This window comes from Pseudomonas sp. KB_15, assembly GCF_052114525.1.
Taxonomy (GTDB): domain Bacteria; phylum Pseudomonadota; class Gammaproteobacteria; order Pseudomonadales; family Pseudomonadaceae; genus Aquipseudomonas.
Genome location: NZ_JBFREX010000008.1, coordinates 90,191 through 112,398 on the forward strand (window position 1 = coordinate 90,191; position 22,208 = coordinate 112,398).

Sequence of the window (22,208 nt, forward strand, 5' to 3'; positions counted from 1 at the left end):
CGAATGGACACACAATCCCGATCCAGGCCACATCATCAGGTTGCCCATGCTCGAGACCACAGCACAGCCAGGGAATGCGCCGCTGTCACCGCCACTGGATACGCGGTATCACGTCGAAACGCCGGAGGGCGTCGACCTGCCGCTGCGCCCGGCCGGGTTGATGGTCCGTGCGCTGGCGTTCGCCATCGATCTTGGTTTGCGCGGCCTGGTCCTCGGTGTGCTGTTCATTGCGCTGGCGATGCTCGGCAAATTGGGTGCCGGGCTCGGGTCGATCCTGCTGTTCGGGGTGAGCTGGTGGTACATGGTGCTGTTCGAGGTGCTCTACCAAGGTCGTTCGCCGGGCAAGCTATGGATGGGGCTACGAGTGGTGCACGACGATGGCACCCCGGTCGGCTGGTCCGCTTCGCTGCTACGCAACCTGCTGCGCGTTGTCGACCTGCTGCCCTTCGGTTACTGCCTCGGAGCCATCAGTTGCCTGCAACACCCTCAATTCAAGCGCCTTGGCGATATCGCCGCCGGGACCCTGGTGATCTACCGCGAACGCTCGCACACCCGCCCCGAACTCCCCGAAGCCCAGCCCCGCCGCCCGGTCTTTGCCCTGACACTCACCGAGCAGCGGGCCATTCTCGGGTTTGCCGAGCGCCAGGGCGAACTCTCCCAGGCGCGGGTCGATGAACTCGCTGCGATCCTCGCCCAACCGTTGCAAGTCACGGCCCCTCAGGCGGTGACCGAGCTCAACGGCATCGCTCGCGGCTTGTTGGGGCCGCCATGAAACAAAGCCTTTTTGAAACCCGGCACAAGGCCGAATGGGAACAGTTCGCTCGCCTGCTCGAGCAATTGGAGCACGACAGGAAAGCCACCGGGGCCGGCAATTTCCCGAGGGACTACCGCCGTCTCTGCCAACACCTGGCACTGGCCAGGGAGCGTGGCTACAGCAGTTTTCTGATCGACTCCCTGCAGCAACAGGTGCTGCGCGGGCACCAACAGCTTTACCGTCATCGCAGCCGTCTGGGGGCCAATGTGCTGGCATTCATCCTGGCCGACTTCCCGCGGCTGGTGCGCGAACAGTGGCGTTTCGTACTCGTCGCCAGCCTGATGTTTTTTGGCAGCCTGGCCGGCTTCGCGTTGCTGGTGTACCTGTACCCGGACCTGGTCTACAACCTGATCCCCGCCAAGCAGGTCAGTGAAATGCAAAGCATGTACGACCCCGTTGCCGGTCACCTCGGGCGCACGGCGGAAAGAGCCGCCAGCGAGGACTGGGCGATGTTCGGCTACTACATCATGCACAACATCGGCATCGCCTTTCAGACCTTTGCCAGCGGTTTGCTGCTTGGTTTGGGCAGTGTGTTTTTCCTGATCTTCAACGGTCTGATGATCGGTGCAGTGGCCGGCCACCTGACTTACATCGGCTACGGGCAAACCTTTTGGTCATTCGTGATCGGCCACGGCGCTTTCGAACTCAGCGCCATCGCCCTGGCCGGTGCCGCCGGCCTGAAGCTGGGCTGGGCGTTGATCGCCCCGGGCCGCCTGCCACGCGCCGAGGCCTTGCGCCTGGCAGCGCGCAAGAGTGTGCTACTGATCTGCGGAGTCATGCTGTTTCTGTTGATCGCGGCGTTTATCGAAGCCTACTGGTCGTCAATGACTCACCCGTCGCACCAGACCAAGTACCTGGTCGGCGCAGCGCTCTGGTTGCTGGTGGGGGTTTATCTCGTGTTTGCCGGACGTCACCGCCATGCGCCTGAGTGACGCCACGGTGGTGATTCGCCCACGCCCGACCTGGGAAGCCATGGACCTCGGGGTGCTCCTGAGCCAGCGCCACCGACGCCTGTTGATGACCAGTTGGGCCATGGTCACCTTGCCGGTTTTCGCGCTGCTCAGTTGGGGATTCCGGGATTCGCCCTCTCTCGCCGTGTTCATTTTCTGGTGGCTGAAGCCGGCGTTCGAACGCCTGCCCTTGTACATCCTGTCCAAAACCATGTTCGGTGAAACGCCGACGCTCAAGCAGGCCCTCTATCAATGGCCACGGTTGCTCAAGCCACAACTGCTGGCCAGCCTGACCTGGCGCCGCCTGAGCCTGCACCGCAGCTTCCTGATGCCGGTGATGCAACTGGAAGGCCTGGACGGGCGCGCGCGACAGCAGCGTTTGCACGTATTGCTGCAGCGAAACGCTGGCGCGGCGCGATGGCTGACGATCATCGGTGCGCATCTCGAAGGTGCGTTGTGGATCGGCTTGATGGTGCTGTTCTATCTGCTCCTGCCACAACAGGTCGCGCTCGACTGGAGGTGGCAGTCGCTGATTTCTGCGGCCACCCAGGACTGGCGCTGGCTGGAACACCTGACCAACGCGTTTTATGCCTTGGTACTGGTGGTCTGGGAACCGGTCTATGTCGCCTGCGGTTTCAGCCTTTACCTGAACCGGCGCACCGTTCTGGAGGCCTGGGATATTGAACTGGTGTTCCGCCGGATGCGCCAGCGTCTCGTCAGTGCAGGTGCTGCCCTGTTGATCGCCATGATTGTGCTGATGCCGGCCACACACAGCACGTGGGCCGCCGAACCCGCCATTTCGCCCGACAGCCAGCGCCTGCTGGGCCAGCCCCTGAACAGCCAGGCCTCCAGGGACAACATCAAGGCAATCCTCGAACAGCCGCCCTTCAAGAACCGGGAAACGGTGACACGCTACCGTTTGGGCGAAGACAAACCGGGCGCCGGAGCCCCGACACCGCAATGGCTGAAGGCCCTGTTGAAGCTGTTTGAGGGGCAACACTTCGGGGCCTTGGCGACACTGATTGAAATCGTACTGTGGGGCACGGTCGTCGCAGCCATCGGCCTGTTGATCTGGCGCTATCGCGACTGGTTGCAGGCGTTCGTCAGCCGACGACCGGCACTCAATGTCAAAACCACGCGGCCGTTACCGCAGCAGGCATTCGGCCTGGACCTCAAACCCGAGTCCCTGCCTGCGGACATTGCCTCCAACGCAGAAAGCCTCTGGCAGACCCACCCGCGCGAAGCGCTCGGCTTGCTCTATCGCGCCCTGCTCAGCCGCCTGGTGCACGACTTCAACATCGCGCTCAAAGCCGCCGACACCGAAGGTCAGGTTCTTCGGCGTGTCGAACTGTTACAGCAACCGGCCTTGCTGGCCTACAGCACAAACCTGACCGGGCACTGGCAAAACATGGCTTACGGTCATCGCCTGCCGCCCGATCATGTGCAACAGCAATTGTGTAACGGCTGGCGTGTATTGTTCGGTCCCGGGGCCGCCCGTTGAGTCGGCGCTGGGGGACGATAGCCGTGGCGTTGATCGCCGTATCGGTGGTTACGCTGAGCGTTTATCTGTACCTCAAGGTTATCCCTTACCAGACCATAATCGACCACGGTCCCTCCCCCGAAGCCAGGGGCAACCCTTATCTGGCGGCGGAGCTCTTTCTGCGCAAGCAAGGCCTGAGCGTCGAGCACGCCAATAACCTCGACATCCTGCCCAGTCTCGACCCGCGTCGACGCAGCCTGCTGTTGCTCGGGGACCACAACGACATGACCCCACGACAGATCGACCAGGTAATGAACTGGTCCCGGGCCGGTGGGCGGCTTCTGTTCGTCGCCGAGTCGCTGTGGGATGAAAAACTCGGTCATAGCAATGACCTGCTGCTCGATCGGGTGCAACTGCACCAGTCCCTGAGCAAAGACCTCAAGGAACCGCCGCCCAATGTCGGCGACGATCCTTTCCCGCTACTGACCAAGCTCTATCTGGAAAACGAAGACGCCCCGGCCTATGCCGGTTTCAATACCGCGTTCCATCTCGAAGACCCGAAAAACCTCGCCCAGGCCTGGGCCAACAGCGCCAAGGCCACGCACATGATGCAGCTCAGCCACGGGCGCGGCTCGATCACCGTGGTCACCGATGCCGACTTGTGGAAAACCCCGGCCATTGGCCAGTTCGACAATGCCTGGCTGCTCTGGTACCTGACTGCCGATACCCGCGTGACGCTGATTTTCAATGCCGATCACGACAACCTGCCGACCTTGCTGCTGCGCAATTTTCCCCAGGCGCTGGTCGCGTTGCTCGCTTTGATCGGCCTTGGTTTCTGGCACGTTGGCGTGCGTCAGGGGCCGTTGCTGGAGCCGGCACCGAAAGCACGCCGGCAATTGCAGGAGCACCTGCGCGCCAGTGCCGACTTCCTGTTGCGCCGCAACGGTCAGGCCGGTCTGCTGCAAGCCTTGCAGCAAGACATCCTTCGGCGGGTGCGGCGTCGCCATCCCGGTTTTGAACAACTCGGCGTTGCCGAACAATGGCTGGTACTCGCGCGCCTGACCGGCCAACCCACACGCGCCATCAGCCAGGCCATGAGCCCGCGACCGAAGCAACGGCTTTCCAGCGTTGAATTCAGCCGTCAGGTCGCCCACCTGCAATCCTTGAGGAACGCCCTATGAGTCAACCCATCGAGCCCGACGCAGCAAGCCATGCCGCTCAACAACGTCAGCGTGCCAGCCACCTGGCCCAGGCCGTACGCCTTGAATTGCAAAAAGCATTGATCGGTCAGGACAGTGTGATCGATGACGTCCTGACGGCGCTGATCGCGGGCGGCCATGTATTGCTGGAAGGGGTACCGGGCCTGGGCAAGACCCTGCTGGTACGCGCCCTCGCCCGCTGTTTCGGCGGCGAATTCGCGCGCATCCAGTTCACCCCGGACCTGATGCCCAGCGACGTTACCGGGCATGCGGTGTATGACTTGCAGACCGAGCAATTCAAACTGCGCAAAGGCCCGTTGTTCACCAATCTGTTGCTGGCCGACGAGATCAACCGTGCCCCGGCGAAAACCCAGGCGGCGCTGCTCGAAGCCATGCAGGAGCGGCAAGTCACCCTCGAAGGCCGCCCATTGCCCATTGCGCAACCGTTCATGGTGCTCGCCACGCAAAACCCGATCGAACAGGAAGGCACTTACCCGCTGCCGGAAGCCGAGCTGGATCGCTTCATGCTCAAGGTGCGCATGGATTATCCCGACGCCGGGCAAGAGCTGAACATGGTGCGTCAGGTCAGCCGCTCGACCCGGGCCGACATGCTTGATGTACAACCGCTGCGTGCGCTGTTGCAGGCCAAGGACGTGCTGGCCTTGCAACGCATCGCCAGCGACTTGCCACTGGACGATCAAGTGCTCGATTACGCCGTGCGCCTGGCCCGCACAACACGCAGCTGGCCGGGCCTGACCCTCGGTGCCGGACCGCGTGCCTCCATCGCGCTGGTGCGTTGCGGCCGGGCCCGGGCGCTGCTGCGCGGTGGCGGGTTCGTGATTCCGGATGACATCAAGGGTTGCGCCCTGGCCGTGCTGCGCCATCGTGTACGCATCGCACCGGAGCTGGACATCGAGGGCCTGGATGTCGATCAGGTGCTCCAGCAGTTGCTCGACCAAGTGCCGGCGCCGCGCCTGTGAAACCCTCGCGCCTGATGCTCGCCTGGCTGTTGATCCTGCTGGCCTGCGGCATTGTATCGGGCACTTTGCGGGCATTGGAGTTCGCGGTTCCGGCGAATCTCCTGGCGATCAACTGGGGGTTGCTCCTGGCGCTGCTGGCCCTGGCCCTGCTGGACGCTGCTCGCGTGAAGCGCCTGCCTTCGCCCCGGCTGAAACGCCAAGTGCCCAGCAGCCTGGCGCTGGGTCGATGGAGCGAAGTGCAACTGACTGTCGAACACGATTTTACACAAGCGCTGAACATACAAGTCTTCGACCACGTACCGCCGGGCCTGAGCTTCGAAAACCTGCCGCTGACGGTCGAACTGCAACCCGGTCAGCACAGCCGGATCGACTATCGGCTACGCCCGCTCAAACGCGGTCACTTGCGCTTCGAACACTGCGAAATCAGCCTGCCCAGCCCCATGGGGTTGTGGTCCGACAAGCGCTTGCTCGACCTTCCCGACACCACCCGCGTCTACCCCGATTTCGCCCGCCTCTATGAAGGGCAGTTGCTGGCTGTGGACAACTGGCTCAGCCAGCTCGGTGTACGCCAGAAGCAACGACGGGGCCTGGGCCTGGAATTCCATCAATTGCGCGAATTTCGTGAGGGCGACAGCCTGCGCCAGATCGACTGGAAAGCCACCGCCCGTCAACGCACGCCGATTGCCCGGGAGTATCAGGACGAGCGCGACCAGCAGATCATCTTCATGCTTGATTGCGGCCGACACATGCGCAGCCAGGACGATGAGCTGTCGCACTTCGACCATGCGCTCAATGCCTGTTTGCTGCTCAGCTACGTCGCCTTACGTCAGGGCGACGCGGTGGGCCTGAGTACCTTCGCCAACGAACAGCCGCGCTATCTTGCGCCGGTAAAAGGCACCAGCCATCTCAACACCTTGCTCAACAGCGTTTATGACTTGAACAGCAGCCAACGCAGCGCCGACTATCAGGCCGCCGCAACGCAACTGCTGGCACGGCAAAAACGCCGGGCACTGGTGGTGCTGGTGACCAACCTGCGCGAAGAGGACGACGATGAGCTGCTCTCGGCGGTCAAGCGCCTGAGCCAGCAGCACCAAGTGCTGGTCGCAAGCCTGCGCGAAGACGTGCTCGACACTTTACGCCAGACACCGGTACAGACCTTGCCCGAGGCACTGGCCTATTGCGGGACCGTGGATTACCTGAATGCACGCGCTGAACTCCATGAACGCTTGAACGCCCATGGAGTGCCGGTGATGGATGCGCGGCCCGGTGAGCTGGGGGCCAGGTTGGTGACTCGGTACCTGGACTGGAAAAGAACTGGACTCTGAGCCTGAGCAATCACTCACAGCCGGTTTTGCAGTGATCTCATGCCGAAGCCGGCAACGTCTGAAAACTGAAATACTGCTTCAGCGCCCCCACCAACTGCTTATATTCCGGAGGAGCCCGTTGCAGGCTGAAGCCGGCGTCATAGTGATGAGGGGTTGCGTCTTCGTGACACCACAGGCAACAGGCCTGCAGGTCGATGATCCGCTGGCCACCTTCGCTGGCGGGAATTTTCAGGCGCAGGTTGAAGTCCGCGCCGATCATCATCGGCAGCTGGCTGATCAGCATCAGCCCGTCTTCGGAGACATTGCCCAGATAGCCTATGGGTTTGCCGGTGATGCTGTTGAACACTTTCAGGAAGGACGGCAGTTGATGCCGCTCGATTCGGCGGTCGGTAAACATGTGCAATTTCGCTATGCAAGGCTCTTAAGCAGAGCCGCACTACTGCTTCGGAACGGGTACGCATCAAGTCTTTGCCCGCTCTCCCCGCTCCCGGTGCGCCAGTCCTGACAGCGCTGAGTCCTGCTTGTGCCGGTCACAGGTGTTGCCCCGGTTCAGAGGCAAGGCTCTAAAACCGGTTCCCTGGACTATAGCTCACCACCGCCGGTGATCCAGCGATCAGAAGGTTACTGCCATCAGAACTGCGTCGGTTTAACGGCCGCTGCACTGCGCGTCGGATAGTGGCCCAGGCTCTGCAGGGTTTCAATGCGGGCATGGGCGCGGTAGGCGTACTCGCTCTGTGGATAGGACGCCATGATGAACTGATAGGTCTGGGCCGCGTCGATAAACATCTTCTGTCGCTCCAGGCACAGGCCGCGCATCATCGACACTTCCGGCCACACGTAAGGCCGCGCGCGGCTGTCGCGTTCGACCTTGGACAGTTCAAGCATCACCTGCTCGCAATTGCCCCGGTCATAGGCGCTGTAGGCATTGTTCAAATGATGGTTCATCGACCAACGGGTGCAGCCCGTGACGCTGAGGGCGCTGATGGCTAGGGCGGCAATGAGCACGAATCGCATGGGGGGATCTCCTGTCTTGAACCCTGTATCGACCCGTGGTCGGAAATCTTCAGGCTGCGGATGCAAAGTTGTGAGGTTCAATAAAGAAAGCGATAAGTAGTGCATTCGAACAATGACTACAACTTCGGAGCATAGTAGCCTCACTCAGCGCTTGAACTCAGGAGTCTTTGCATGTCCGTCCGTCGTACCAAAATCGTCGCCACCCTTGGCCCGGCCAGTAACTCGCCGGAAGTTCTCGAACAGCTGATTCTGGCTGGCCTGGACGTCGCCCGCCTGAACTTCTCCCACGGCACCCCCGACGAGCACAAGGCTCGCGCGAAGCTGGTGCGTGACCTTGCCGCCAAGCACGGCCGCTTCGTCGCCCTGCTGGGTGACCTGCAAGGCCCGAAAATCCGTATCGCCAAATTCACCAACAAGAAGATCGAGCTGAAGATCGGTGATCAATTCACCTTCTCCACCAGCCATCCTCTGACCGAAGGCAACCAGCAAGTGGTCGGCATCGACTACCCGGACCTGGTCAAGGACTGCGGCGTGGGCGACGAGCTGCTGCTCGACGACGGTCGCGTAGTGATGCGCGTCGATACCGCCACTGCCACCGAACTGAACTGCACCGTGACCATCGGCGGCCCGCTGTCCGACCATAAAGGCATCAACCGTCGCGGTGGCGGCCTGACTGCTCCGGCCCTGACTGAAAAAGACAAGGCTGACATCAAGCTCGCTGCGGAAATGGAAGTCGACTACCTCGCGGTATCCTTCCCGCGTGACGCCGCCGACATGGAATACGCCCGTCAACTGCGCGACGAAGCCGGCGGCACTGCCTGGCTGGTGGCGAAGATCGAACGCGCCGAAGCCGTGGCCGATGACGAAACCCTCGACGGCCTGATCAAGGCGTCCGACGCTGTGATGGTTGCCCGTGGTGACCTGGGTGTGGAAATCGGCGACGCCGAACTGGTGGGCATCCAGAAGAAGATCATTCTTCACGCACGCCGCCACAACAAGGCGGTGATCGTCGCGACCCAGATGATGGAGTCGATGATCCAGAACCCGATGCCAACCCGCGCCGAAGTGTCCGACGTAGCCAACGCCGTGCTCGACTACACCGACGCCGTGATGCTCTCGGCCGAAAGTGCTGCCGGCCTGTACCCGCTGGAAGCCGTTCAGGCCATGGCGCGTATCTGCGTCGGTGCCGAAAAGCACCCGACCAGCAAGACCTCCAGCCACCGCATTGGCAAAGAGTTCGAGCGCTGCGACGAAAGCATCGCACTGGCGACCATGTACACCGCCAACCACTTCCCGGGCGTGAAGGCGATCATCGCCCTGACCGAAAGTGGCTACACCCCGCTGATCATGTCGCGTATCCGTTCCTCGGTGCCGATCTACGCGTTCACCCCACACCGCGAAGCCCAGGCACGCGCGGCGATGTTCCGTGGCGTGTACACCATCCCGTTCGATCCAGCCTCGCTGGCGCCGAACGAAGTCAGCCAGAAGGCGATCGACGAGCTGGTCAAGCGCGGCGTAGTCGAGAAAGGCGACTGGGTCATCCTGACCAAGGGCGACAGCTACCACACCACCGGCGGCACCAACGGCATGAAGATCCTGCACGTTGGCGATCCGATGGTCTGAGTGACCGCTCGCTGAAAAACAAAAGCCCCGCCATGTGAATGGCGGGGCTTTTTGCATTCTGATCCATTTTTTGTTTTGCCTGATCCGGCCCCTTCGCGAGCAAGCTCGCTCCCACAGTTTTTGCGGTGAATCCCAATCCCTGTGGGAGCGAGCTTGCTCGCGAAGGGGCCGGCCCAGTCAGCGAAAGATTCAATGCCGCTTGATGAACCCGGTCAACGCCGCCAACGCTTCCGGTGACCGCAACCGCTGTGTGAACAACGCCCCCTCCTCTTCTATTACCTTGCGCAACAGCTCCCGGTCCGGCGCTTTCATCAATTGCTTGCTGATCCGCACCGCTTCCGGTGGCAACGACTCAAAACGCAGCGCCATCTCCCGCCCCTTGGCCAGGGCCTCTTCGCCACTGCCCAAGGCTTCATTGGCAATGCCCCACGCAGCCGCCTGTTCACCGCTGAAACTTTCACCCAGCAGCAACAACTCCGCCGCTTTGGCCTGCCCGAGCAAGCGCGGCAGGATCAGGCTGGAACCGAACTCAGGGCACAAACCAAGGTTGACGAACGGCATGCGCAAGCGCGCATCACGGCTGACATAGACCAGATCGCAATGCAGCAACATCGTCGTGCCAATGCCCACCGCCGCCCCGGCCACGGTGGCGATCACCGGTTTGCGACATTCGAGCAGGCCCCGCATGAACTGGAACACCGGGCTGTCGAGGCTGGTCGGTGGTTGCTGGATGAAGTCGGCGATGTCGTTGCCGGCGGTGAAGCACTCGGCAGAGCCGCTGATCAGTACGGCATTGATCTCGGGGTCGCTGTCGGCCTGTTTCAGCGCCTCGGCCAAGCGGCTGTACATGGCGCGGGTCAGGGCATTTTTCTTGTCCGGGCGATTCAGGCGCAGGGTCAACAGGCCGCGTTCGCGTTCAACTTGGATGGCATCGGTCATGGCAGGTCTCGCGTCTGAAAAGTCAGCGCTCAACCACGGGGCAGGAACACATCGGCCAGCAGTTGATTGCGCGGCAATCCCATCAGGTACAGGCGGCGGGCGAAGGCGTCGACACTGTCGGGGGCTCCGCAGAGTAAGGCCAGGGTTTGCCGGGAAACAAGCCGCAGTTGCGCCAAATCCGCTGGCAACCCGGCCGGGGTCCACAGCTCGACACTCAGGTTCGGACGGCTGGCGGCCATGGCCTGCAGTGGTTTGGCCAGGTAGTGTTCATCGGCATCATGGGCCAGGTGAATGACGCGAATGGCACCCTGGTGATCCTGACGCAGCGCTTCGCGCAGCACACCAAACAATGGCCCCAGCCCGGTACCGGCCGCCATCAGCCACAACGGCCGGGCGTGCCAGTCCGGATCGTAATGCAAGGCACCGCCGCGCAGTTCACCGAGACGGATCGGATCGCCGATGCGCAATTGCCTGGCCGCATCGCTGAATTCCCCGGGCTTGCGGCAATCGAGATGGAACTCCAAAAAACGGTCTTCCTGCGGCAGGCTGGCGAGGGAATACGGCCGCGCCACTTTGCCTGCCCACAACACCAGGTGCTGGCCAGCGCTATAGCGCAATGAGCGCTGCGGGACCACCCGCAAGCGCAGCACCGTGGTGCTCAGCCAATCGACGGCAGCCACTTCGGCCGGTCGGCCATCGGTTTGCGGGTCGAAGGCGTGCACCTGCAAGTCCTCGACCACCTGGCACTGGCACGCCAGGCGCCAGCCCTGTTCACGCTGCTGTGCGCTCAGGGCATCGGGGCGGCTGTCGCTCGGCAGGCCCCGCACACATTGCACCAGGCACGCATGGCAACTGCCGGCGCGGCAACTGTATGGCACCGCAACGCCGTTCTGATTCAACGCGTCGAGCAGATTGCTGCCCGTCGCCACCGACCAGTGCCGCTCGCCAACCCGCAGCTCAGGCATCGATGTTCTCCCACGCCGCCGCGCATCGGTTGCGACCGTCACGCTTGGCGCGATAGAGCGCCTGATCGGCCTGTTGCAGGGCGTCATCGAGGTCGTCGCCCAGTTCCAGCAGGGTCATGCCGGCGGACAGGCTGAGGTTGCGCACATTCAGACCGATCAACTCGACATCGGTGAACGCGATGCGCAGCCGCTCGCAGCACGAAGTCAAACTGTCGGCATCGCAATCGGGCAGCAGCACCACGAACTCTTCGCCGCCGTAGCGGGCCAGAACATCACCGTCGCGCAGGCACGCGTTGGCAACGCCGGCAAAGGCTTGCAGGACCTGATCACCTGCGGCATGACCGTGCAGGTCGTTGATACGCTTGAAATGGTCGAGGTCGATCAGCGCCAGGCCATGCACGACACCAGCCTCCATGGCCTTCAGCTCGCGGGAAGCCAGGCGCAGAAAATGCCGGCGATTGAACAGGCCTGTGAGCTCGTCGGTGGCCACCAGGCCTTCAAGCTGGCGCATCATTCCCCGCAGAGTGTCCTGGTGCGCCTGCAATGCAAAACGCCGCTGGCGCATACGCTTTCGCGAGGCCTGGACATGGCGGGCATACAGCACCAGCCACACCAGCACGATGAACAGCACGCAGACCTGCAACACCGCCATGGCCGGGTCGGGCAGCTGGAAGTGATAGCCCTCCCACAGCGTGATCGCACTGAAACTGAGAAACACCAGCAACGCGCAACGCACAAAGGATCGGCGCGACAGATGGAACAGGCCAAACAGCAGGATCAGGACGTAAAACACCAGAAACGCACCCCGGGCTTCGTCCAGATGGGCGATCAGCCAGGTTTGCCAGCCCAGCCCCAGCAACACTTGTGCCTCGGTCAGGCTGGGGTCGGCGAAACGCAGGTTGCAGCCGCTGTAAAACACCGCGAACAGGGTGGCCTGGCTGATCACCACCAGCGCACTGCCGATGGCGACACTGGAAAGCGGCGCGTCGTAGTGACCAGTGAAAAATGCCAGCCAAAGCAACAGCAAGGCCAGGGCATAGGTGCCGGCCGCAAGGGCGAAACGTTTGAGCAACAGGCGCTGGATGGCGTTTTGGGTCAATCGTTGACTCACCAAATGAAAGGAGACTGACAGAGCGTCCTACTCTACAGACCGTATGTCACTTTAGTGGCGTGGCCGATAAATGACCATTCAATTTTCGGGGGTGGATAAGTGACCTCAATCGCATGAATCATCCCCCCTGCAGGAGCTGGCTTGCCAGCGATGGCGTACTCGCAGGCGGTGCGGTCGTTGCCTGATCCACCGCTTTCGCTGGCAGGCCAGCTCCTACAGGGTTTTATGCATCTTATAAGACCAACGATTGACTACCGGCGCGTGTGCCCTTGGGCGAGGCGCGCTATACTGCCGCGCCTTTTTAGCGTCGCGCCAGCATGCCCGGCGTGCCTTGAAAGGTGCTTGCAACCGACCGATGCACCCAAGCTGCAAGCACCTTATTGAATGTTCCCGTCTTTTAGAGGAGCGCGACTCATGACCGTGATCAAGCAAGACGACCTGATTCAGAGCGTTGCCGACGCCCTGCAATTCATTTCCTACTACCACCCCGTGGATTTCATCCAGGCGATGCACGAGGCCTACCTGCGCGAAGAATCGCCAGCGGCCCGTGACTCCATGGCGCAAATCCTGATCAACTCGCGCATGTGCGCCACCGGCCACCGTCCGATCTGCCAGGACACCGGCATCGTCACCGTGTTTGTCCGCGTGGGCATGGACGTGCGCTGGGATGGCGCCACCATGGGCCTGGACGACATGATCAACGAGGGCGTACGTCGCGCCTACAACCTGCCGGAAAACGTCCTGCGTGCTTCGATCCTCGCCGACCCGGCGGGCGCTCGCAAGAACACCAAGGACAACACCCCGGCCGTTATCCACTACTCCATCGTTCCGGGTAACACCGTGGAAGTGGACGTGGCAGCCAAGGGCGGCGGCTCCGAGAACAAGTCGAAGATGGCCATGCTCAACCCGTCCGACTCGATCGTCGACTGGGTTCTGAAGACCGTGCCAACCATGGGCGCCGGCTGGTGCCCACCGGGCATGCTCGGCATCGGCATCGGCGGCACTGCCGAGAAAGCCGCTGTCATGGCCAAGGAAGTGTTGATGGAATCCATCGACATTCACGAGCTCAAAGCGCGTGGTCCGCAGAACCGCATTGAAGAAATGCGCCTGGAGCTGTTCGAGAAGGTCAACCAACTGGGCATCGGCGCCCAGGGCCTCGGTGGCCTGACCACCGTGCTCGACGTGAAGATCATGGACTACCCGACCCACGCCGCCTCCCTGCCGGTGTGCATGATCCCGAACTGCGCCGCCACCCGTCACGCGCACTTCGTGCTCGACGGTTCCGGCCCGGCCTCGCTGGAAGCGCCACCGCTGGACGCCTACCCGGAAATCGTCTGGGAAGCCGGCCCGTCGGCCCGTCGCGTCAACCTCGACACCCTGACCCCGGAAGACGTGCAGAGCTGGAAGCCAGGCGAAACCGTCCTGCTCAACGGCAAGATGCTCACCGGTCGCGACGCGGCGCACAAGCGCATGGTCGAGATGCTGAACAAGGGCGAAACCCTGCCGGTGGACCTCAAGGGTCGCTTCATCTACTACGTCGGCCCGGTCGATCCGGTCGGTGACGAAGTGGTTGGCCCGGCTGGCCCTACCACCGCGACGCGGATGGACAAGTTCACCCGCCAGATCCTCGAGCAGACTGGCTTGCTGGGCATGATCGGCAAGTCCGAGCGCGGCCCGACCGCGATCGAAGCGATCAAGGACAGCAAGGCCGTGTACCTGATGGCCGTCGGCGGCGCCGCATACCTGGTCGCCCAGGCGATCAAGAAGTCCAAGGTGCTGGCGTTCGCCGAACTGGGCATGGAAGCGATCTACGAGTTCGAGGTCAAGGACATGCCGGTGACCGTTGCGGTCGACAGCAAGGGCGAGTCCGTACACATCACCGGTCCTGCCATCTGGCAGAAAAAGATCAGTGAAAGTCTGGCGGTGGAAGTGCAATAAGCGCTTAACCGCTTATTAAAAAAGAGCCGCGCTGTTTGTACGACAGCGCGGCTTTTTTGTACCTGCTGGTCAACAACCCCCGGGGACTGACCTACCATCACTTTTAGTGAGCGGTTTTACGCACACGCAGCCCCTGTCATACCTCGCCAAAGGCCTAGTTTTGAATGTCCGTGACCTACCTGCCGCTGGAAGCCTGGAATAAACACTGGACACTCGACGGCTCGCTGGTGCGCTGTCGGCTGTGTGGGAGCGTTCAGGACCTCACGGACGCCGGCGCTTTTCGGCATGCACTCGGCTGTAAAGCCTGGGGACTGCAGGCCCAATACCCCAGCGGGGAACTAGCTGCGCTGCTGCAGCAGAAAATCCAAGCGGGGTTGTTTTGATGAGCGCCATGCTCGAGGACGGCGCCGTGCGTGAGGTGCTGGTCATTCGAAGCGTTTCACAGTGAAACGCTTGGGAATGTTCTCGGGGGTAACGCCGCACAAGGCGACTCATCAGCGTCCATTTACTCGTCGAGTTTCCCCCTGAGCATGGGAAACGTTTCTCCGTGAAACACTCATGCGTTTTCACCAGTTCGCCCTCTACCGAACCCGTGGAGCCCATCAGGATCCCGACGACAGCCCGTCTGAACAGACCGGGTTAGCCAACAGAATGCATGAAGCACACTTGAACAATGATGATCTGAGTAACTCCGGGAGCTCGGTAGTTTCGTTGGGGAAACTGACAGATGAACTGGAACAGATGAGACGAAACATGAGTCGTTGAAAGCTCAAGGTATCCACTCGGGCGCAGTGAGATGAGATCTGGCGCAAGATAGTCCGCATGCTATCTTGCGCCTCCTATCTTTTGTCCGATTTCCGTTCGATGCTCCCGACCTCCAGATCCCTGCGCCTGGCGCTCTACACCTTGTTGATCATCGCCGGTGCCGCCATCGCCGCCGCCCTGGCCATGCGCCACGCCGTGCGCCAGTCAATGGTCGAAGATGCCGCCCGCGCCAATCAGCAACTGGCGCTGTATGCCACGTCCCTGCATACCCTGATCGAACGATACCGTGCCCTGCCCGCCGTGCTGGCGCTGGATCCGGAGCTGCGCTTGGCGCTCAAGGGGACGGTGAATCCCGAGCAGCAGGATGCGTTGAACCGCAAACTGGAAAAGATCAACGGCGCCGCCAACTCCTCGACCCTGGAATTGCTCGATCGCACCGGCCTCGCCGTGGCGGCGAGCAACTGGCGTTTGCCCAGCAGTTATGTCGGCCACAACTACGGTTTCCGGCCCTATTTCAACCAGACCCGCACCCAGGGCACCGGGCGCTTCTACGCCGTGGGGGTGACCAGCGGAATTCCCGGTTACTTCCTCTCCAGCGCGGTCAGCGATGACGACGGCCAATTCCTCGGCGCCATGGTGGTGAAACTGGAGTTTCCCGAACTGGAACGCGAGTGGCGTCAGGGCAGCGACACGCTGCTGGTCAGCGATGCACGCGGGATCATCTTCATCGCCAACCAGCCGGGCTGGCGCTATCGCCTGCTCAAGCCGCTGAGCGACAGCGATCACACTGAACTCAAGGCCACCCGCCAGTACGACAAGCAGCCGCTGACGCCGCTTGAGTTTCAATCGTTGCGGCGTTTCGACGACAACAGCGACCTGGCCCGGGTCGATGGCCCGGACGGCAAGGCGGATTACCTGTGGGAATCCCTGCCGCTGAGCACCGAGGGCTGGACCCTGCACCTGCTGCGTCGCCCGCAGGTCGCCTTCGAAGACAGCCGCAACGCCGCGCTTGCCGCGGCCGGTTTGTGGCTGACCCTGGTGTTCCTGTTGCTGTTTCTCAACCAGCGCTGGCGCTTGGCCAAACTGCGTCAGCGCAGTCGCGAAGAACTCGAACGACTGGTAGAAGAACGCACCCGCGACCTGCGCACCGCCCAGGAAGGCCTGGTGCAATCGGCCAAACTCGCGGCGCTGGGGCAGATGTCCGCCGCCCTGGCCCATGAGATCAACCAGCCGCTCACCGCCCAGCGCATGCAGTTGGCGACCTTGCGCCTGCTGCTCGACCACGGGCGGGTCGATGACGCCTACAAGGCGCTCAAACCGGTGGATGAAATGCTCACGCGCATGGCCGCCCTCACCGGCCACCTGAAAACCTTCGCCCGCAAAAGCCCCAGCGGCTTGCGCGAACGCCTGGACCTGGCGGCGGTGGTCGACCAGTCGCTGCAACTGCTCGACACCCGGCTGCGCGACGAACAGGTCAGCACGGTGCTGCACCTGACGCGCCCTGCCTGGGTGCGTGGCGATGCGATTCGTCTGGAACAGGTGCTGATCAACCTGCTGCGCAACGCCCTCGATGCGATGCAGGATAAACCCTGCAAACGCCTGGAAATCCGCCTCGAGGCCGACGAACAATTGTGGCGCCTGAGCGTCATCGACAACGGTGCTGGCATTGCCGAGGAAAATCTGTCCAAAGTCTTCGATCCGTTCTTCACCACCAAACCGGTGGGCGAAGGACTGGGGATCGGGCTGGCCGTGTCCTTTGCCATCGTTCACGAATCCGGCGGGCGCCTGAGTGCCGGCAATCATGACAAAGGTGCCGTATTTACCCTGACCTTGCCCATCGACCAGGAGGTGCATGAACCATGCTGAACTCAGTGATGGTGGTCGACGACGAAAGCAGCATCCGCAGTGCCGTCGAGCAATGGTTGAGCCTGTCGGGGTTCGAGGTGCAGCTGTTCAGCCGCGCCGACGAGTGCCTGGCGCAGTTGCCGAAGCATTTTGCCGGGGTGATTCTCAGCGATGTGCGCATGCCCGGCATGACCGGGCTGGAACTGCTGGCCGAGGTGCAACGACGGGATGCCGATTTGCCGGTGATCCTGCTGACCGGACACGGCGATGTACCTATGGCCGTCGAGGCCATGCGCGACGGGGCCTACGATTTCCTCGAAAAACCCTTCAGCCCGGAAACCCTGCTCGGCAGCCTGCGCCGCGCCCTCGACAAGCGCCGGCTGGTCCTGGAAAACCGCGCGCTGCACGAGCAGGCGGACAACCGCGCAAAACTGGATGCCACGCTGCTCGGCGTGTCCCGTGGCCTGCAGACCCTGCGTCGGCAGGTGCTGGACCTGGCAGCCCTGCCGGTCAACGTGTTGATTCGCGGGGAAACCGGTAGTGGCAAGGAGCTGGTTGCGCGTTGCCTGCACGACTTCGGGCCACGGGCCGACCAACCCTTTGTCGCGCTCAATTGCGCGGCCATCCCCGAGCAACTGTTCGAGGCCGAGCTGTTCGGCCACGAAAGCGGCGCGTTCACCGGGGCGTCCGGCAAGCGCATTGGCAAACTGGAATACGCCGACGGCGGCACGCTGTTTCTCGATGAAATCGAAAGCATGCCCTTGGCCCAGCAGGTGAAATTGCTACGGGTGTTGCAAGAGCAAAAGCTTGAACGACTGGGTTCGAACCAGAGCATCCGCGTGGATTTGCGCATCATCGCCGCGACCAAACCAGACCTGCTCGACGAGGCTCGGGCCGGGCGTTTTCGTGAGGACCTGGCCTATCGTCTGAACGTCGCCGAGTTGCGTTTGCCGCCGTTGCGCGACCGGCGCGAGGACATCCCGTTGCTCTACGAGTCGTTTGCCCGCCACGCTGCCGAACGCCTGGGCCGGACCTTGCCGCCGTTGAGCGGTCCGCAGTTGAGCCATCTATTGAGCCACGACTGGCCGGGCAATGTGCGCGAACTGGCGAACGTCGCCGAGCGTCAGGTATTGGGACTCGGTGAGCCGGAGCCCTTGGGCATAGAGCCCGGCCAGTCACTGGCGGCGCAGCAGGAAGCGTTCGAAGCGCAATGCCTGCGCGCCGCGTTGACCCGGCATAAGGGCGATGTGAAAGCGGTGCTCGAAGAACTGCAACTGCCGCGCCGGACCTTCAATGAAAAGATGCAGCGGCATGGGTTGAGCCGGGAGATGTTCCTGCAAGAGAACTGAGTTTTTGCGGTGGCTGTTCTGGCCCCATCGCGAGCAAGCCCGCTCCCACAGTGGGTCTGTGTACGCCGAACATTGTGGGAGATGCAGCGGCATGGGTTGAGCCGGGAGATGTTCCTGCAAGAGAACTGAGTTTTTTGCGGTGCCTGTTCTGGCCCCTTCGCGAGCAAGCCCGCTCCCACAGTGGGTCTGTGTACACCGAACATTGTAGGAGCGAGCCTGCTCGCGATGAGGCCGGCAAAGGCAATACAAATACACCGCCGGATGAGCAACTTTCCGCTCACCACCACCCGCAGATAAGCGGATTTCCGCTCAACAAAACACCCTGCCCCCTCTAAACCGGCCCTCTCCCCCTTGGCACAGCTCCTGCTATAGCCCCTGCAGGCTGCGTTTAAACGCGCTCCACAAAAACAATTAAACGAAGGATCCTTCAATGGATAACTCCAACTCCCTGCCGCTTGGGTCGGCTGCCGTGCCGGCCAAAGAAAGAACCACGTCCAGCCGCATCAAATCGATCTTCAGCGGCTCCGTTGGCAACATGGTCGAGTGGTACGACTGGTACGTCTACGCCGCTTTCTCCCTGTACTTCGCCAAGACCTTCTTCCCCAAAGGCGACACCACCGCCCAACTGCTCAACACCGCCGCGATCTTCGCCGTGGGCTTCCTGATGCGTCCGATCGGTGGCTGGCTGATGGGTCTGTATGCCGACAAGGTCGGGCGCAAAAAGGCCCTGATGGCCTCGGTGTACCTGATGTGCTTCGGCTCGCTGCTGATCGCCCTGAGCCCAAGCTATGAAGTCATCGGCATCGGCGCGCCGATCCTGCTGGTGTTCGCGCGCTTGCTGCAAGGCTTGTCGGTCGGTGGCGAATACGGCACCTCGGCCACGTACCTCAGCGAGATGGCGACCAAGGAACGTCGCGGCTTCTACTCCAGCTTCCAGTACGTGACGTTGATCTCCGGCCAGCTCATCGCCCTGGCGGTGCTGATCGTGCTGCAACAATTGCTGACCACCGAAGAGCTCTACGCCTGGGGCTGGCGCATCCCGTTCGCCATTGGCGCGTTGTGTGCCGTGGTTGCGTTGTACCTGCGTCGCGGCATGGAAGAGACCGAGTCCTTCACCAAGAAAGAAAAAGCCAAGGAAAGCGCGATGCGCACCTTGATGCGTCACCCCAAGGAACTGATGACCGTGGTCGGCCTGACCATGGGCGGCACCCTGGCGTTCTACACCTACACCACCTACATGCAGAAATACCTGGTGAACACCGTCGGCATGAGCATTTCCGACTCCACCACCATTTCTGCCGCCACGCTGTTCCTGTTCATGTGCCTGCAACCGGTCATCGGCGGGCTGTCGGACAAAATCGGTCGCCGGCCGATCCTGATTGCCTTCGGCATTCTGGGTACGCTGTTCACCGTGCCGATCCTCACCACCCTGCACACCATCCAGACCTGGTGGGGCGCGTTCTTCCTGATCATGGCGGCGCTGATCATCGTCAGCGGCTACACCTCGATCAACGCAGTGGTGAAAGCCGAACTGTTCCCGACCGAAATCCGTGCCCTGGGCGTTGGCCTGCCGTACGCACTGACCGTATCGATTTTCGGCGGCACCGCTGAATACATTGCGCTGTGGTTCAAGAGCATCGGCATGGAGACGGGTTACTACTGGTACGTCACGGCGTGCATTGCCGTGTCGTTGTTGGTGTACGTCACCATGAAAGACACCCGCAAGCATTCGCGGATTGTCACCGACTGATCGCCAATCGACGCTCACTGCAACGGTGAACGCCAAGGCCCTTCGCGAGCGACCTCGCGAAGGGCACCATTCATCTCCCCCTCCAGCAAGATAATCATCGGTTAATTCACTGGCCGCACCCTGCAGCCGAGTGCATCCAAATCGACAGGACGCACGTATATCCGTTACAGGCCTCGAAAAAGCGTCTGAACGTAACCATTGCGAACGTACCTGGAGTACCCGTCATGAAAACCCGACTGATCCTTGCCCTGACCCTTTCCGTGCTGGCTGCCAATGCCTTTGCAGCTGACGGCTACGACAAAACCGGCTCGGCCTCCTACGGCGCCGGTACCAGCGCTGCCATCGAACACGCCCATTCGGGCACCTATGCCTCCGATGGCTTCGATAAAACAGGCAGCGCAGAAGCTATCGGCTGAATGTGGAGGGAAGTTCACAGCTCGGCTTCAAAACCTGTAGGAGCGAGCTTGCTCGCGAAAGCATTCTTGCAGACCACACAGCGCTTGAATGTGAAACCGCTATCGCGAGCAAGCTCGCTCCTACAATGATCTTCATCCGACTGGAAATCTGCGCCGCGTGCTTGCACCATGAGCGTCTCCCGCAAGTTCCGGAACTCACCCCATGCCCGACGACATCCACTTCTACGAACCCGCCAACGGCCACGGCCTGCCCCACGATCCGTTCAATGCCATCGTCGGCCCGCGTCCGATTGGCTGGATCTCTTCACAGGATGCCGGGGGCCGCTTGAACCTGGCGCCCTACAGTTTCTTCAATGCCTTCAACTACATTCCGCCGATCATTGGCTTTTCCAGCATCGGTCGCAAAGACAGCCTGAACAACATCGAACAGACGGGCGAGTTCGCCTGGAACCTGGCCACTCGGCCGTTGGCTGAACAGATGAACCAGAGCTGCGCCAATGTCGGACCGGATATCAATGAATTCGAATTGAGCGGACTGACCACCGTTGCTTCAAAAATTATCCAGGTGCCACGCGTTGCCGAAAGCCCGGTGTCCTTCGAGTGCAAGGTCACGCAGATCATTCAGTTGCAACGGGCGGACGGCAATGTGGTGCCGACATGGCTGATTCTCGGCGAGGTGGTCGCCGTGCATATTGCCAAATGGCTGTTGAAGGATGGGATATACGACACCGCCGCGGCAGAACCGATTCTGCGCGGCGGCGGGCCGGCGGATTATTTCCAGCTGGGGCCTGAGGCCTTGTTCAAGATGTACCGCCCAGGGCGGTGAAGTCATTACCAGAGCAGGTCGGTGTCTTCTTTGACGTCCTTGAGATGGAGCAGCTCTTTGGCGGCAGCCAGATCGGCATCATGGGCGGTTTTAAAGACCTGGCCTTCCAGCACTTTGTGAAAACGCGGGGCGCCGGAACCATCCAGCGCTTTGACAGCGATAGCGGCGTGGTAACCACCCTCGCCCGGTACTACAGCGGAAACAGCTTCGAAGTGATCAAAGGCTTTACGTGCCATGTCGCGAATCCTGGCTGGTTGAGAATGCTGTCATTAAACCCTCAACCGGCCAGTTTGTGTACCTCTGCCCCGGACTGACCGAGGGCCTGCGCCGCCGACACATCCTTGAAGGTGTGAAAATCCAGGCTGTTGACCACCAGATCCTGCACCAGCTCGGCAAAAACCTCCATCGCCGGCGTGCTGAAGTACGCGGTCATGGCCTGTTGATTGCTCCAGAAACCGGACACCAGCCACAGCTGCGGATCGCACTGCGAATGCTGCAAGGCAAAGCTCAGGCAGCCTGGCGCTGCGCGGGACGGTTCGATCAGGGCGCTGAGGCGTACACCGAGTTCCGCCGAACGACCGGCGCGCGCTCGAACGAAGGCCATATGACTGACGGGGATCTGCTTGGACATGTTCAACCCTCCCGGGGAGTCGCGTGGCAGCCGGGGGACGGGCTGCGACAGGATCCAAGGTTAAGGGCCGCGACGCCTGTCTCGTTAGTCGATTCCTGCCGGCGTGTTGCACAATCCTGCGAAACTGCATGGACAGCCTGTAACAAGCGGTAAAACTCTGTCACGGTTCTGTCATACGAGTTTCAAGCAAGTTTTTCAGGCACAAGGCTCTAGTGGCAACGCCACCGGTCGACCCCAGGCAGAATCAGGCAAGCATCTGGCAGGATGTGTCTACCGCTGCCACTTGCA

At 61.6% G+C, this 22,208-nt stretch carries 22 protein-coding genes; 14 read left to right on the plus strand and 8 right to left on the minus strand.

Annotated features, from left to right (window positions below; genetic code table 11):
* Nucleotides 1-46 precede the first annotated feature (46 nt).
* From AB4Z35_RS11155 to AB4Z35_RS11180, 6 genes are read left to right on the plus strand one after another with little or no spacing between them, the layout of a single operon-like run.
* Entirely contained in the window at nt 47-772 is a 726-nt protein-coding gene (locus tag AB4Z35_RS11155) for an RDD family protein (protein ID WP_442097052.1), read from the plus strand.
* Nucleotides 769-1,746, plus strand: a complete 978-nt coding sequence (locus AB4Z35_RS11160) for a stage II sporulation protein M (RefSeq protein ID WP_442097053.1) — start codon at nt 769-771, stop codon at nt 1,744-1,746. Before AB4Z35_RS11155 ends, AB4Z35_RS11160 begins: the two co-directional genes overlap by 4 nt.
* Nucleotides 1,733-3,265 carry a DUF4129 domain-containing protein gene (locus AB4Z35_RS11165; protein WP_442097055.1) on the plus strand — a complete coding sequence of 511 codons (1,533 nt, stop codon included), beginning with the start codon at nt 1,733-1,735 and terminating at the stop codon, nt 3,263-3,265. Before AB4Z35_RS11160 ends, AB4Z35_RS11165 begins: the two co-directional genes overlap by 14 nt.
* Nucleotides 3,262-4,425 carry a DUF4350 domain-containing protein gene (locus tag AB4Z35_RS11170; RefSeq protein ID WP_442097056.1) on the plus strand — a complete coding sequence of 388 codons (1,164 nt, stop codon included), beginning with the start codon at nt 3,262-3,264 and terminating at the stop codon, nt 4,423-4,425. The genes AB4Z35_RS11165 and AB4Z35_RS11170 overlap by 4 nt, the downstream gene beginning before the upstream one ends.
* Entirely contained in the window at nt 4,422-5,423 is a 1,002-nt protein-coding gene (locus AB4Z35_RS11175) for an AAA family ATPase (protein WP_442097057.1), read from the plus strand. Before AB4Z35_RS11170 ends, AB4Z35_RS11175 begins: the two co-directional genes overlap by 4 nt.
* Nucleotides 5,420-6,748: a DUF58 domain-containing protein gene (locus AB4Z35_RS11180; RefSeq protein ID WP_442097058.1), complete on the plus strand. Its 1,329-nt coding sequence runs from the start codon at nt 5,420-5,422 to the stop codon at nt 6,746-6,748. Before AB4Z35_RS11175 ends, AB4Z35_RS11180 begins: the two co-directional genes overlap by 4 nt.
* 37 nt (nt 6,749-6,785) lie before the next feature.
* Here the strand turns inward: AB4Z35_RS11180 and AB4Z35_RS11185 are convergent, their stop codons facing one another.
* Together AB4Z35_RS11185 and AB4Z35_RS11190 are read right to left on the minus strand one after the other, a co-directional pair.
* Nucleotides 6,786-7,145, minus strand: coding sequence for a PilZ domain-containing protein (locus tag AB4Z35_RS11185; RefSeq protein ID WP_442097059.1), 360 nt, complete (start codon nt 7,143-7,145; stop codon nt 6,786-6,788).
* A 233-nt stretch (nt 7,146-7,378) separates the two neighbouring features.
* Entirely contained in the window at nt 7,379-7,762 is a 384-nt protein-coding gene (locus AB4Z35_RS11190; protein ID WP_116262011.1) for a tetratricopeptide repeat protein, read from the minus strand.
* 171 nt (nt 7,763-7,933) lie between these two features.
* Between AB4Z35_RS11190 and pyk the strand changes: the two genes are divergently transcribed.
* Nucleotides 7,934-9,385: a pyruvate kinase gene (gene pyk / locus AB4Z35_RS11195; RefSeq protein ID WP_442097062.1), complete on the plus strand. Its 1,452-nt coding sequence runs from the start codon at nt 7,934-7,936 to the stop codon at nt 9,383-9,385.
* 189 nt (nt 9,386-9,574) lie between these two features.
* On the opposite strand, the gene AB4Z35_RS11200 is transcribed toward pyk, so the two are convergent.
* From AB4Z35_RS11200 to AB4Z35_RS11210, 3 genes are read right to left on the minus strand one after another with little or no spacing between them, the layout of a single operon-like run.
* Entirely contained in the window at nt 9,575-10,324 is a 750-nt protein-coding gene (locus tag AB4Z35_RS11200; RefSeq protein WP_442097064.1) for an enoyl-CoA hydratase, read from the minus strand.
* 29 nt (nt 10,325-10,353) lie between these two features.
* Nucleotides 10,354-11,289, minus strand: a complete 936-nt coding sequence (locus AB4Z35_RS11205) for an iron-sulfur-binding ferredoxin reductase (RefSeq protein WP_442097066.1) — start codon at nt 11,287-11,289, stop codon at nt 10,354-10,356.
* On the minus strand, nt 11,282-12,388 hold the full coding sequence (locus AB4Z35_RS11210; RefSeq protein WP_442097068.1) for a GGDEF domain-containing protein: 1,107 nt from the start codon (nt 12,386-12,388) through the stop codon (nt 11,282-11,284). The genes AB4Z35_RS11205 and AB4Z35_RS11210 overlap by 8 nt, the downstream gene beginning before the upstream one ends.
* Nucleotides 12,389-12,814: 426 nt before the next feature.
* Here AB4Z35_RS11210 and AB4Z35_RS11215 point away from each other — a divergent pair, with 426 nt between their 5' ends.
* From AB4Z35_RS11215 to AB4Z35_RS11240, 6 genes are all read left to right on the plus strand, one after another.
* Nucleotides 12,815-14,338 carry a fumarate hydratase gene (locus AB4Z35_RS11215; RefSeq protein WP_007986121.1) on the plus strand — a complete coding sequence of 508 codons (1,524 nt, stop codon included), beginning with the start codon at nt 12,815-12,817 and terminating at the stop codon, nt 14,336-14,338.
* Between the two features lie 164 nt (nt 14,339-14,502).
* Nucleotides 14,503-14,721 carry a hypothetical protein gene (locus AB4Z35_RS11220; protein WP_007993670.1) on the plus strand — a complete coding sequence of 73 codons (219 nt, stop codon included), beginning with the start codon at nt 14,503-14,505 and terminating at the stop codon, nt 14,719-14,721.
* A 481-nt stretch (nt 14,722-15,202) separates the two neighbouring features.
* A complete protein-coding gene (locus AB4Z35_RS11225; protein ID WP_442097090.1) occupies nt 15,203-16,969 on the plus strand; it encodes a sensor histidine kinase in 1,767 nt (588 codons plus the stop codon).
* Nucleotides 16,963-18,297, plus strand: a complete 1,335-nt coding sequence (locus tag AB4Z35_RS11230; protein WP_007993665.1) for a sigma-54-dependent transcriptional regulator — start codon at nt 16,963-16,965, stop codon at nt 18,295-18,297. Before AB4Z35_RS11225 ends, AB4Z35_RS11230 begins: the two co-directional genes overlap by 7 nt.
* A 430-nt stretch (nt 18,298-18,727) precedes the next feature.
* Entirely contained in the window at nt 18,728-20,047 is a 1,320-nt protein-coding gene (locus tag AB4Z35_RS11235) for an MFS transporter (protein ID WP_007986116.1), read from the plus strand.
* Nucleotides 20,048-20,271: 224 nt separating this feature from the next.
* The gene (locus AB4Z35_RS11240) at nt 20,272-20,463 is read left to right on the plus strand and encodes a hypothetical protein (protein WP_057396279.1); all 192 of its coding nucleotides are present in this window, start codon (nt 20,272-20,274) and stop codon (nt 20,461-20,463) included.
* A 14-nt stretch (nt 20,464-20,477) separates the two neighbouring features.
* Here AB4Z35_RS11240 and AB4Z35_RS11245 read toward each other — a convergent pair whose 3' ends face one another.
* Entirely contained in the window at nt 20,478-20,633 is a 156-nt protein-coding gene (locus AB4Z35_RS11245) for a hypothetical protein (protein ID WP_442097071.1), read from the minus strand.
* 32 nt (nt 20,634-20,665) lie between these two features.
* On the opposite strand from AB4Z35_RS11245, the gene AB4Z35_RS11250 reads away from it, so the two are divergent.
* Entirely contained in the window at nt 20,666-21,289 is a 624-nt protein-coding gene (locus AB4Z35_RS11250) for a flavin reductase family protein (RefSeq protein WP_442097072.1), read from the plus strand.
* Between the two features lie 5 nt (nt 21,290-21,294).
* Here the strand turns inward: AB4Z35_RS11250 and AB4Z35_RS11255 are convergent, their stop codons facing one another.
* Both AB4Z35_RS11255 and AB4Z35_RS11260 read right to left on the minus strand, forming a co-directional pair.
* Complete coding sequence (locus AB4Z35_RS11255; protein ID WP_007986112.1) at nt 21,295-21,525, minus strand: hypothetical protein; 231 nt, start codon at nt 21,523-21,525, stop codon at nt 21,295-21,297.
* A gap of 41 nt (nt 21,526-21,566) precedes the next feature.
* A complete protein-coding gene (locus AB4Z35_RS11260) occupies nt 21,567-21,920 on the minus strand; it encodes a putative quinol monooxygenase (protein ID WP_007993660.1) in 354 nt (117 codons plus the stop codon).
* Nucleotides 21,921-22,208: the final 288 nt, after the last annotated feature.